This window comes from Dactylosporangium cerinum, assembly GCF_042653625.1.
Lineage (GTDB): Bacteria > Actinomycetota > Actinomycetes > Mycobacteriales > Micromonosporaceae > Dactylosporangium > Dactylosporangium cerinum.
The window spans coordinates 47,428-59,298 of the sequence record NZ_JBHSIU010000012.1; the positions used below are offsets into that span (position 1 = coordinate 47,428).

Annotated in this window: 9 protein-coding genes; 2 read left to right on the plus strand and 7 right to left on the minus strand. The window is 63.8% G+C overall.

Translation table 11 applies throughout. The annotated features are described in order from the left end of the window. Positions 1-22: 22 nt before the first annotated feature. Genes dndE through dndB form a run of 4 tightly spaced genes read right to left on the minus strand, consistent with a single transcriptional unit; the run spans position 23 to position 5,166 of the window. On the minus strand, positions 23-445 hold the full coding sequence (gene dndE, locus ACFPIJ_RS11965; RefSeq protein ID WP_380114804.1) for a DNA sulfur modification protein DndE: 423 nt from the start codon (positions 443-445) through the stop codon (positions 23-25). Then, the gene (gene dndD / locus ACFPIJ_RS11970) at positions 442-2,451 is read right to left on the minus strand and encodes a DNA sulfur modification protein DndD (protein WP_380114805.1); all 2,010 of its coding nucleotides are present in this window, start codon (positions 2,449-2,451) and stop codon (positions 442-444) included. The genes dndE and dndD overlap by 4 nt, the downstream gene beginning before the upstream one ends. 7 nt (positions 2,452-2,458) lie before the next feature. After that, on the minus strand, positions 2,459-4,000 hold the full coding sequence (gene dndC / locus ACFPIJ_RS11975) for a DNA phosphorothioation system sulfurtransferase DndC (protein ID WP_380114846.1): 1,542 nt from the start codon (positions 3,998-4,000) through the stop codon (positions 2,459-2,461). Continuing rightward, on the minus strand, positions 3,997-5,166 hold the full coding sequence (gene dndB, locus ACFPIJ_RS11980; RefSeq protein WP_380114806.1) for a DNA sulfur modification protein DndB: 1,170 nt from the start codon (positions 5,164-5,166) through the stop codon (positions 3,997-3,999). The genes dndC and dndB overlap by 4 nt, the downstream gene beginning before the upstream one ends. Positions 5,167-5,287: 121 nt before the next feature. On the opposite strand from dndB, the gene ACFPIJ_RS11985 reads away from it, so the two are divergent. Together ACFPIJ_RS11985 and ACFPIJ_RS11990 are read left to right on the plus strand one after the other, a co-directional pair. Then, complete coding sequence (locus ACFPIJ_RS11985) at positions 5,288-6,424, plus strand: aminotransferase class V-fold PLP-dependent enzyme (protein WP_380114807.1); 1,137 nt, start codon at positions 5,288-5,290, stop codon at positions 6,422-6,424. Continuing rightward, positions 6,421-7,815, plus strand: a complete 1,395-nt coding sequence (locus tag ACFPIJ_RS11990; RefSeq protein WP_380114808.1) for a DNA phosphorothioation-associated putative methyltransferase — start codon at positions 6,421-6,423, stop codon at positions 7,813-7,815. Before ACFPIJ_RS11985 ends, ACFPIJ_RS11990 begins: the two co-directional genes overlap by 4 nt. Positions 7,816-8,012: 197 nt before the next feature. On the opposite strand, the gene ACFPIJ_RS11995 is transcribed toward ACFPIJ_RS11990, so the two are convergent. The 3 genes from ACFPIJ_RS11995 to ACFPIJ_RS12005 form a co-directional block, all read right to left on the minus strand. Next, a complete protein-coding gene (locus ACFPIJ_RS11995; protein ID WP_380114809.1) occupies positions 8,013-9,779 on the minus strand; it encodes an ATP-binding protein in 1,767 nt (588 codons plus the stop codon). A 64-nt stretch (positions 9,780-9,843) separates the two neighbouring features. After that, positions 9,844-10,305: a hypothetical protein gene (locus ACFPIJ_RS12000; protein WP_380114810.1), complete on the minus strand. Its 462-nt coding sequence runs from the start codon at positions 10,303-10,305 to the stop codon at positions 9,844-9,846. Between the two features lie 819 nt (positions 10,306-11,124). Further along, the gene (locus tag ACFPIJ_RS12005) at positions 11,125-11,739 is read right to left on the minus strand and encodes a DUF4314 domain-containing protein (protein ID WP_380114811.1); all 615 of its coding nucleotides are present in this window, start codon (positions 11,737-11,739) and stop codon (positions 11,125-11,127) included. Positions 11,740-11,871: the final 132 nt, after the last annotated feature.

An 11,871-nucleotide genomic window follows, 5' to 3' on the forward strand; every position in this document is an offset into this window, starting at 1 on the left:
GCAGCCGGTACGGGTTGTGGAATCAGTCGAGCAGGGCCACCAGGTCGGGCGTATCGCGCATGCTGGCGTCGCCCACCATGTACTGCGTGCCACGCGCGATGTGCGCACGAAGTTGAAGGTTGAGTGACTGCTCGTCCAGTGGGAGCCCGAATTCCTTGGTGCGCTGCTTGAGGACCCACCAGTAGATGTCGCCAGCGGCGCCGGCGAACGTCTTCCAGGTCATCTCAACCGCGGCGTCGCCGCTCAGTGCTGTGGTGAGCGGAGGGGTCGACTCCGCCAGCGATCGGCACAGTGCCCATCGGCACAGGACGTTCCAGTTCATGACGCCGGTGCGGCGTTTCATGGTGATGAGCTGCTCCCGAACGTCGGAGCCGATCCGCACCGACTCCGGTGGTACCACGATCGGGTCCCCGGGCGAGCCTGCCTTCTTCGTCCGGGCGGTCATCGTGCTGTCTCCTTGCTACTGCTCACGGCGCGGCTGAAGTACCCCTCGACAACCCGGGTCCCACGGGTATCAACATCATGTTCGAGGCGGATCGTGTGGCTGACCGCTCCGTCGAGCGTGTCGAGGATGTCCGGGGTGATCTCGGTATCGGTTGATAGGACGATCACCTGGTGGCTGGCGTTGGGTAGGTAGCTCTGTACGAAGCGCAGCCGGTGATCGCTGTCGAGTCGGCCGAGCGGGGTGTCGATCACGACCGGCAACATGCGGCCCGAGGCGCGGGCCAGGCCGGCAAGCAGCGCCACAGCCAGCAGCTGACGCTCGCCAGCCGACAGCGTCCGCGGTCGCACCGGACGGCCGTCGTGGGTGAGCAGCTCCATCAGGCAGGTATCGGGGTCGATCACCACTTCGTGCACGAGGTTGTCCTTGCGCAAGAGCAGCTGCAGGGACTCCAGCACCATGGACTGGATGCGCTTGACGTGCCGCTCGGTCGCTTTGGCGCGCAGCGTCGCAAGGGTCGCGCGCGCCCGACCGGCATGCTCGACGAGGCGACGAACCCGTTCCGTCTTGAGTCGCTCTTCGGTGACGGTCTGCAGTTCTCGCTTGAGCGACTGTTTCGCAGTCTGCGCGGCGGATCGGATCGCAGTGAGTTCCTTCTGCAGCGTGTCGATTCGAGCGCGCAGGCTCACGACGGCCTCGTTGGCCTTTTCGTACTCAGCGACCATCGCTTCGCCGATGTCCGCGTCGGGCACGGCGGCTGCCGCTCGCTCGGCAGTTTCGAGCGCTGCTCGGGCCTTTTCCAGGGCGACGACCCGTTGCCGCAGTTCGCGCCGGACGCCGGAAAGTTCCGTGTCTGCCAGCTGACGGGCAAGGGTCAGGGTCGCCTCGTCGGGACCGAGGTAGGGATCGATCTGGCTACTGGCTCCGCGGGCGGCCAGATCCTGGGTGAGGAACTCGGCTGTCGCGGCTTGCAGTTTGGGGCTGGCCCGTTGGGAACGCAGATGGTCCAGCAGGGCGTTGTCACGCGCCGACAGCAGCCGTACCAGCGTCTGGTTGTTGGCCTGGTCTTGTTCGGCTGACGCCTGTGCGATCGCGCCGGTCAACAGGTCTGGAACGAGCAGCAGGGGGCCGAATCCGGCGACCGCGTCGATGAGTGCTTGGCGTGCGGCCTTCGCGGCGGTGCGTGCCGTGTGGAGTCGTTCGGTGAGGCGGTCACGGTCCTCGTACTGCTGCATGCCCTCGCGCTGCAGTCGGGACCGGGCGGCTGCTGCATCCCCGGTGGCGAGTTGCAGGTCCCGCTCGGCGTTCTCCAGCGCCTGCATGACGTCGAGTTCGTTGGTGCGGAGCCGCTGCAGTTCGTGCTGCCGGGCGACCATGGCGGCGCGGTCGTCGTCTTGAGCGGCCTCCTGACGGTGGCGTCGTTCGAGAACGGTCAGGTCGTCTTCGAGCCGGTCGACGAGGTCGAGGCCGAGCAGGCCACTGATGGCACTGCGGACCAGTTCCTGGGAGACGTCGGACTCCGCGAAGGCTTCGATCTGCTCGCCGTCGAAGAAGAAGAGGTTCGCCACCCCTCGTGGGACGAGCGTCTCGACGTGATCGGACCAGCCTTCGGAGAGGATCTGGTCGGGGTAGCCATCACGGTTGACCTCGACGCGTTCCCGGAGCCGGCCAGCGACGACTGCCCACTGGCGGATGAGTTGGAACTCCTGCCAGGCCCCGTCGTGGACTGCGCGGAAGAGGAGTTCGACCGACGCACCGCCGGCGGGATCGGCCGCGTCGTGAATGAGCTGGGTGAGGTACTTCTCGTAGCTGGTGGCTCGGCGCGAACTCCCTGGGGTGAGGGTCCCGTACAGCACGAGAAGGAGCGCTTCAAGCACCGTGGTCTTGCCTGCGCCGTTAAGCCCGCCGAACAGCACGATCGGGCGATCCGGCTCCTTGGGGGCTAACCGCATGGACTGTCGGCCCGCGAACGGACCGACGTTGGTGAGGACGAGCTCTTGAAAGATCATCAGGCGCCTAGCGGAAGTCGTCGAATACGGGGCCGTCGGCGCTGCTCACGTCGAGCACCTCTTGGAGGATGCCGTCCGCAAGGACGGCGGTGTCCGCCGCGTCACGGCTGGCCTTCTGTCGACGTGCATAGTTCACGGCGTCATGCCGGTCCAGGTAGAAGCCCTTGGTCAGTGCCTTCTCCAAGGCCGGGAAGAGGCCGGCCCGACGGAGCTGGTTGCGGTGACGACGTTCGATGTCGAGGAGTTCGCGGACGGTCTCGAACAGCAGCCGGTCATCTCCGCAGATCTCGGCGAGCAGCTCGACCTCGACGGCGCCGAGCGGGAGCGCCTCATCGAGCGGTTTGCCGGGGTAGGGCCGTCCGGTTGCGTCCGCGTAGATGCGCGGCAGGGCGTCTTCGAACTCGTGCTTCTCGACGATCCAGATGCGGCGGATCTCCTCCAGCTCGGCCAGGGTGATGAGTTCGATGCCGACTACCTCGGCTGGACCGTTACGCCGGACCTCCTCCTGCGCTTCCAGCAGCCGGCGTAGCCAGCGTTGACGTGATGGCTGGGTGTAGGGGCCGGGGATCGGCTCGTCGTGGAAGAGCTGGACTGTGCCGTTCATGCGGCGGAAGTCGCGATATTCCCGGTCATCGGGAAGATCGAGTTCGTTGCGCAGCGCGAGCAGTGGCTCCATCCATGCCTTTTCGGCGTCGTTGAGCACCATGGCGGTCATGGACTTGTCCTGGTCCACGAGCGTGCACGTCCAGCAGCCGAAACGGCTGTCACCGCAGCTCGGGGTCGAGGAGTCCACGACGAGGGGGCATTCGTTGTCCGAGGAGGCGCCCTGGTACATCGTCAGCAGGTCTTTGTTCGAGTACCCCCACGGGTTCGCCACCTGCATGAGGAACATCCACACCTCATCGGAGCTCCATGACTCGATGGGGGTGTAGACCAGCGAGTTCGGGAGGTTGCCGTTGGGTGCTAGCCGCTCACGGACGCGGTTGACTTCGTGTACGGCCATGACTCTCGCCCGGGTGGACGACTCCTGCTTGCGCATGCCGAGGACCAGGATCGCCTCGCCGTGCGCCCGGACCATCGAGCGGATGAACGAGTTCGACGGCTTGATCTTCAGACGCTCGGTGCACCAGCGGAACCGCGGTCGTGGCGCCGGATACCCCTTGCCGATCAAGTTCACCCAGAACGTGTCGGCAAGCTCCGGGGTCAACTTGTGCGGGGTGAGCGGAAGACCAAGTTCGGTGGCCTTGGCACCCATCACCTCGAGGCTGCGGTTGACCCACGCCGACACCACGGGGTTCTCCACCAGCGTGTCGGTGCTGATTACATGAACCGGTTTCGTCAGCTCGGAGGGAGGAAGGGTCTGCAACGCCAGCCACACCAGCTGCAGGGTCGCTGTGGAGTCCTTGCCGCCGGAGTAGCCGACGACCCACGGTATGCCGTCGGACTGGTACAGCTCGACAATCTCCTCCACGGCGACCTGCACGGCCTTCGCAAGCCCGAGATCGCCGAAGGGTCGGCGCCGCGGGGTAGGTACCGAGACCTTGGTCATACATGTGCCTTCCGGTTGTCTTCGGCCTTCTGCTCCTCCGGCGACAGCGGCATGCCCAGGTGCAGGCGCAGCGCCGCAGTCGTCAGGACGACGTTGTTGCTCGCCTTCGTCACGGCGCCGCCGACCATGGCCCGGCCCTCCCACAGGTCCGCGTTCGTGCGGGCCCAGTCCAGTTTGGACAGCGGGGCGAGGCGTTGCGGCCATCGCTTGACGCTCACACCGTCGATGAGCAGCGTATTGCAGACACGACCGAGCGCGGTCAGCACGATGCCGTGGGTGTGGATGAAGTCGCGCCGGATCTCCCGGGCGTGAACCTGCTTAGCCCGGATCATCTCCCACTCGGGGAACTGGCGGTCCAGTGCCGTCCACATGCCCGTCGCGACGTCGACCATCTCCGGGTGCTCCAACGTGGTGACACGTGCGAACAGCGCCTTGTGTGAACCGTTCACGGCGGACAGCGTGAACATCTTGCGGGACGCCTTGGCCAACGACGTCGACGCCTGCTCAACGAAACCGCGCAAGACCGGTGACTGCGCCGCAACGGTCCGGGAGACCGCCGCGAGGGGGTCACGATGGTCGTAGAGGACGCCGATCGACGGCGACGGCCGGACTGCGTGCCGGTTGAGATCGGCGAACATCTGCTGGCAGCGTTCCAACCCCTTGTCGAGGAAGAACACCACCGCGATCGTCTCGTCGCCGAGTTCCGGATTGGTCCGCAGGGCCTGCTCGATGGCCGCCCGGCGGTGCTGTCCGTCGTTGATGATGAACCGACCGTCCATCGGGATGCGGAGTGTGCCGAGGCCGGAATTCGCCTCTGCCGCCTGCGCCGGCGCGAACCGGACCGACGCGTCGACGGAAGCTGTGATCGCGGAGAACGTGTACGACGCGGTGTTCTCCTCGATGTAGCGCACGATCTCAGGGATCCGGCCCCGGTTCAGCGTGCGCTGCGCCCGCAGCTCGGCCGGCAGCTCGTCGTCGTCCCAGACGAACATCTTCGACAGTAACTTCAACGGACACATCGACACAAAATAGACCCGGCCTGCCTGAACACCCCGGATTGCCGGAAACGCGTACTCGTACACGCCGGACAGCGCGGGGCTCGACGAGACCTCAAGCTGATCGTCGACGACTACCGCCACACCCCGCCGTTCCACATGATCGCGCACGCCTTACGTTAAGTTTTTAACGTCTCTACGTCAAACGCGACACGTCGCGCCATCATCGATCATAGTCCGCGAGTCCGCTCGAACAAGTGTACGACGATGCAGATACAAGGAGGCAGAGCAGTTGACCGTTTACCTGGACGCCAACGCCACCACGCCGGTGGACAAGCGCGTCGCCGACATCGTTCTGTCGTACTTCACGGAGGAGTACGGCAACGCCGGCAGCCGAACCCACGAGCTGGGCCAAACCGCCAAGACGGCGGTCAGCGACGCCCGTCGCCAGGTGGCCCAGGTCGCCCGTTGCGACACGGACGAAGTGATCTTCACCTCCGGCGCCACCGAGGCGAACAACATCGCCCTGCTGGGTCTCGCACCGGAAGGCCGTCGAACGAGACGCATGCACATCGTCTCCACCGCGATCGAGCACAAAGCCGTGCTGGAGCCCCTTGAGCGCTTGGCAGGCGAGGGCTTCGAGGTTGAGCTCATTGCGCCCAATGCGTCCGGCCAAGTGTCAGCGTCAGCGATCGCCGGGGCAGTACGCGAGGACACTCTGCTGATATCGATGATGGCGGCCAACAACGAAACCGGTGTCGTCCAGCCAGTGCTAGAACTCTGCGAACTTCTCGGCGAGCACCCGGCCTACCTGCATGTCGACGCCGCACAGGCCTTCGGCAAACTGCTGCCGGAGCTCCGCCACTCCCGCATCGACCTCGCGGCGGTCTCAGGCCATAAGGTCTTCGCCCCCAAAGGCGTCGGTGCACTGATCGCCCGCAAAAGGGGCTACCGTCGCCCACCGCTCACGCCCCTGCTCGTCGGTGGTGGCCAGGAGCGCGGGCTGCGGCCAGGCACGCTCCCGGTACCACTCATCGCCGGCCTCGGTCTCGCCAGCGAGCTCGCGGTCCGGGAACACGCTGAGCGTCACGCGGCCTGCCTCGCCTACAAAGCCAACGTCCTGGACGGGCTGGCACCACTGAACCCGCAGATCCATGGCGATCCCGCCCGCACCATGCCTCACGTCGTGAATCTGTCCCTGCCCGGCCTGGACTCCGAAGCAGTCATGGTCGCCTGGCGTGGACTGCTCGCGGTCTCCAACGGCTCGGCCTGCACATCAGCCTCATACGACCCGAGTCACGTCCTCATTGCGATGGCCCTGCCCGACGACTCCATCCGCGGGGCGCTTCGCCTGTCCTGGAGCCACATGACCGAACCAGCCGACTGGCCGGAGGCAGTCGCACGCCTCCAAGACCTACTGCCGCTGTGACCACCTCAAGAGCCATCTCCCGGGAGCGCACTGCAATCAGCCGCGATCGGCTCTCAGTACCCGCCCGCCGCGCCCTCGATCAAGGCGTCATCACCAGCAACACCACAGTGTTGGACTACGGCTGCGGCCGGGGTGACGACGTCCACCGCTTCCAAGCGGCTGGAATCACAGCCGCCGGGTGGGATCCGCACTACAGCCCAGAGCCTCCGCCGTCACCGGCGGACGTCGTCCTGCTCACCTACGTCCTCAACGTCATCGACGATCTCCGAGAACGCGAGCAAACCCTGCAGCACGCCAAACGGCTCGCACGGCAATGCCTCGTAGTCTCCACGCGACTGAGGTGGGACGACGTCCGCGGTGACGATCACGTGGACGGCGTTGTCACCAGCAGAAGTACCTTCCAGGCGCTGCACCGGCCGCGCGAGTTCCGACTCTGGGTTGGACTCATTACTGGGATTCGACCGTTAAGCGGCGGACCCGAAACGGCGTACGTCTTCAACTCGTCAGCCGCACGGCTGGCGTTCGTCCACCGCGCATTCACCGACACCGACGACGGAGACCACGGCGCGCAGCAGCACCCGCTCCGGCAGCTCGTCGCACACCTTGAGCGCCACGGCCGCATGCCGGCGATGGATGAACGACCACAACTGATCGCTGACCTCACCACCGAATACGGGACCCTGCCGCGCGCACGACGGGCGGCGGAACAGATCGTCACGCCCGGCGTAACCATCGTGGCGGCACGACGCAGGACGGCGGACCTTGTCGTGGCCCTTGCCATGGACGCTTTCCACGGCAGGCCCAAGCTGGCTGATCTTCCGCCGGACGTCCGTGCGGATGTTCGGGCGTTCTTCGGGAGCTACACCAAGGCGTACCGCACGGCTGAACAGCTCCTGAAGGCGGCGGGTCAACCGGAGCATATTTGCCGCTCCGTTCAATCGGCGAGAACCGGCAAGATCACCCCTACCTCACTCTATATACACATCGACGCGATCCATCGCCTACCCGCAATCCTGCGAATCTACGAGGCGTGCGCGCAGGTTTTGGCCGGCAGACCGACCGACACAACAATCATCCGGCTTCGCTACGACACGCCGGCGATCTCATACCTTAGCTACCCGACATTCGACACAGACCCTCATCCCGAACAACGCAGTGCAACAGACGTCGATATCGGTTTCCTACGCGTCAGCCATGCGGACCACGCACGGTCCCTTAACCCACCGATCCTGCACCGCCGCGAAGAATTCGTGGCGCAGGACCATCCCATGCGCGCTGCATGGAGTCGTCTAACCGCCGAAGAGACCGCAGATGGGCTATTTGACCGCCCAGACATCATCGGGAGCCGCACCGGCTGGCAAAAGGTACTTAGCCAGAAGCGGAAACGTTAGCCCACTCATCACCCTTGCTGTATCGCTACACGTAATCGTGCGGCATAACGCTCAGGGCACACTGCGTTGCATCGAGATAAATGCCATCCCACGCACCGATCGCCGACCCGCCTAGCTAATCTTCAGTCGTCTTCAAATACGCCCGGCATATACCTGGCCTTGACTGATGCACAATTCTCGCTTCGGCCGAGACCCTACTACGACTGAAGTCGGAACTTTGAGTACCGTTTCATATAGTCCTGAAGATTGCTCCCCCAGTAGGTCTTCAGTTGGGTGAAGGTCTCTGGATCAGCATGCATATTTTCTGCTTTAGCGTAGGCCAGAAACAACAGGTCTAGCGCCGTCTCCGCCTCGGCGGCCATCTTCCGTACCTGGTCGGCAGTTAAAGGCCGCTTCCCGGACGCCACATCGCCGAGCTTGACGTAGATCTCGTCCATGAAGGCATGTCGCAAGTTGAGCAGCACTGTTGCCCCGCTATTCAGATGCGCAATCTCGAATAGTTCCGTGCCGGGCCAAGCGGACGTGTCGATGTTCATCCTTCCCTCTTCGAGCGAGGTTCGGATACGGTCGACACGCTCTTCTTGCTCATCAAGGTCCGGGTTTGCTTGCCTGACCGTTTCGAGAACCCGAGTGATCTCCTCTTTCGCCTTCTCGGGTGGCGTGTCGGCGCCGGCGCGGCCGCGTGCGGCTTCCCTTTCCGCCTCAGAAACGACGTCGCGAGCGGTCTTGTGCTCCTGCGCGGCGCCACGCGAGCCCGCCTGGCGGGCGGCCCAGTCCTTCTGGATTTGCTCCCGCGCACGCTTCACAGGACGTTCCAGCCAGGTCGCCAGCTCGGCCTTGAGCTTGTCGACGGGCTCCGGCATGCGCTTGATGTGCATCACTCGAAAAAAGTCGTCGAGTTCGCCGGGAAACGATACTTCAATACCGATATAGCGATCCTTCTTGTCCATTCCATTCGGAAGGACTCGCGGCACAATGTCATAATAGATCTCTCGTCCGTTACGGATCATCGAGAGCCGGCTCTCATTTTCAGCTATGTGAAAGCTCTTGATCTCCCGACCATCGGCAGCCTTAGCGCCACCAGTGCCCTGAGCAGGACGAAACTCCTTCGGTGCCAGGGCGACCTTTACCTGCACCTTATGACCCTGTACCTCAATTTCGCCTTCATCGACGATTTGTCCCCGCACGCCCGGGTACATCGCCTCGACCCGGGGGTTGGGCAACAAGAACAGCGGATCGTGAAGCGCCACCGGCACCCCATTAAGCTCAATTGTGATGCCCTTCTCCGGAGCCAGGAAGCGGCGATACGCTCGGGCGATGAATTTCAGTAGGTCAGTCTCACGCTGTTGCAGTCCAGTGGCGAACGCTCCGCCGCCTCGCAATTGATCGACGTCTGCCCACACAACCAATGTACCGGAGTCGAACTTCCGCCCCTTAGCGTCGACCATGAGGTCGGCGAACTCGTCCGGCCAGCCTTTAATTCGCTCAGCGGACAAGTGCGTCTGCTCTTCCGAACGCACCTTCCTCAAGTCCAGATATGTCGACAAATACGAACTCGTGCCCTGTGGTCGGGTATACACCTCGATGCGCTCGGCCAAGCTGAGGCCGGCGGTTTTGAGCCCCATTCCGAAACGGCCAAGACCGCTACGCGAGTTGTATCGAGTGCTGAATCCAATCTGGAGAACTTGCGGAAGTATCTCAGCCGAAATACCTCGTCCGTTATCTGCGATAGCCACCGTCGCAATGGCCTTCTTATCCTTCGATTTTCCGGTTGCAACCTTGATCAACGTCGCGCCAGCTTCGATCGAGTTATCGATTGCCTCGCCGACCGCAGAACTCAGGTTGTAGCCCGAATCGCGCAAGCTGTACAACGTGTCGGCGGCGCGTAGCAGGTCGACCGCAACGGTCGCATCAGCAGAACCGGCTGCGTTGGCCGGGGGCTGGAAGACAGGGCTCGTGGTCATCAGTTCCTCGCTCGTTTGCCTTGTGGCACTACCGGTATTCGGCACGGTCGCATGCAGTTCCTGCTCATCGCGTGTCAGTCAACCAACCCGACCGGGCTTTGCGCCGAATCCGGCTGATCTTGACGGAAAGGGCGTTCGGGGCGAAGCCGAGTTGTGCCGCAAGTGCCTCGACGCTCATGTCTGCCGCGATGGCACACAGGATGGCGCGTTCCTCGTCCTGCAGGACGTCGGTCGTCCGGAGCCACTCCATGAGTTCGAGGCGCGCGATCGCGTCGTCCCCGTCGGGCCCCTCGCCATCGGCGGGCTGCACTCCGATGGTGGCGACCTCGGATCGACTCTTGAGGACTTTGATGGCGTTCCGGCGGGCGTTGCGCAGCTGATAGTCGTCCGACTGCGTCCGGTGGACGTTGGACACGAGCTCGTTCAGCACTCGTTCCGAGATCTCGGTTTCGTAGTAGCTCGCCCGCTGGTATGGGATCCGCGCGTAGGCACGGCGCAGGGCAGACTCCACCTCGGGAGTGATCAAAGATGGTTCCTCTCGGCTTCGCTGCGGCCCCCATGCGGTAGGACGCGGCTGATTGGCACCTCTGAAGTTGAGGCCCAAGCATACACATCGCTGCAACATCTGCCGTCCACGACTTGACGTGTCGCAACGAGTGAAGCGTTCATGTCCGCCAACACCCATCCATCGGCGGAGATGAACGTGACCGAAGACCGGCCGGAACTTCCGGCATCACTGGCAGCACGGCCACACGAACCACGTCGAAACCTACCCATACCACCCGTCAGCATGCACTCGTCCCCGGCCGGTGACTACGTCGACTTCACCGTTGTCAACGGCCCAGTAGCCGCCCACCTGGCTGCGAGACGGCTGTGCTCGCTGTGCGGCATCGAGATGGGCTACTGGGTGGCGTTCCTCGGAACTCCCGCGCATCTCGAGTCGCGCCGGTACCTCGACCCCCCCGCCCATCCCGATTGCATGCGAGCCGCCGTCACCCTCTGTCCCTTCATCGCATACCAAGCGCACCGTCGCGCATCCCCTCGCCAGGTCCGAGCTGAGGGCGGCGTTCCACCCGGGTACATCGAGGGGACCCCGCACATGTGGGCCCTCGGCGTCACCCGCCAGTACCAACTGGAGCGCGAGGGACCGGCGATGGTATACGTCGCAGCCCCGTTCAAGACCGTCAGCTACTACCAGTACGGCTCGAACGGTCGCATTCAGGCTGCACCTTGATAAGCGTGTGCACTCTTCAGCGTATAGAACCTGATCTACTAGTCATGCACCGGGCTGATCGCGCCGACCAGCTGAAGATCGCGGCGACCACCCCAGCACGATCCGGTGATTTCAGGCCAGCTCGAAGAGGCACTCCTGCTGCTGCGCAGCGATGAGATCGTTGAGCGACCAGAGGACTCTGTCGCCGCTGGGCACCAGCTGAACCTGCAAGTAGGCGGTACAGATGTCGACAACCTCCGACACAGTTGCTGGGTTGCTAATCACGACTCCGGCGATCTGGCCGACACTGGAAAGATTGCCCTCTATGCGCTCCAGCGACGCTCGGCGGTCGACCCGATCGATGATCCATGCCAAGCTGACGAGGTCGTTTGTGTCGAGGCCCGTCCGATCGAGGCGCCGCAAGACCGCGCCAATATTCTGAGCGGGCCTACCTGCGTGAAGAGGCGCCCGGACCACGTCCTCTGCTTGACCTGTCCCTTGATCCTGGGCCCCGAAGGGCTCGGCGTCGACAGCACCGTCGACGCTGGTGATCGACCGGATGGTGCGGATCTGATCACCCGCGTCGAGGCACATGGATAGCCGGCTGCCGCCATCCCAGTCGATGTAGACCATGTGTCGCTCAAAGTCGAACCGGGTGACGACTCCTTGATCACCAGGACGTAGCTCGGTGAGGACGTCCGTAGTGCGAACGAGCTCAACCCTGTCGCCCGGTCGGTAATACACCATCCGAGCAGCATAGGGCTGGGCGTCCGGTCGCTGGCGCTGACATCAGGCGCCGAATGGCGATCGCAACTCGGTCCTGACGCGGTACACCGGACCACGGCGTGCCGACGCTTGATTTCAGCAACATCAACAGAT

Excerpts from the sequence above, each read along its gene's own strand:
- ACFPIJ_RS11995 (WP_380114809.1), bottom strand. The coding sequence starts at position 9,779 with ATGACCACGAGCCCTGTCTTCCAGCCCCCGGCCAACGCAGCCGGTTCT.
- ACFPIJ_RS12005 (WP_380114811.1), bottom strand. The coding sequence starts at position 11,739 with ATGGTGTATTACCGACCGGGCGACAGGGTTGAGCTCGTTCGCACTACG.
- dndD (WP_380114805.1), bottom strand. The coding sequence starts at position 2,451 with ATGATCTTTCAAGAGCTCGTCCTCACCAACGTCGGTCCGTTCGCGGGC.
- dndE (WP_380114804.1), bottom strand. The coding sequence starts at position 445 with ATGACCGCCCGGACGAAGAAGGCAGGCTCGCCCGGGGACCCGATCGTG.
- dndC (WP_380114846.1), bottom strand. The coding sequence starts at position 4,000 with ATGACCAAGGTCTCGGTACCTACCCCGCGGCGCCGACCCTTCGGCGAT.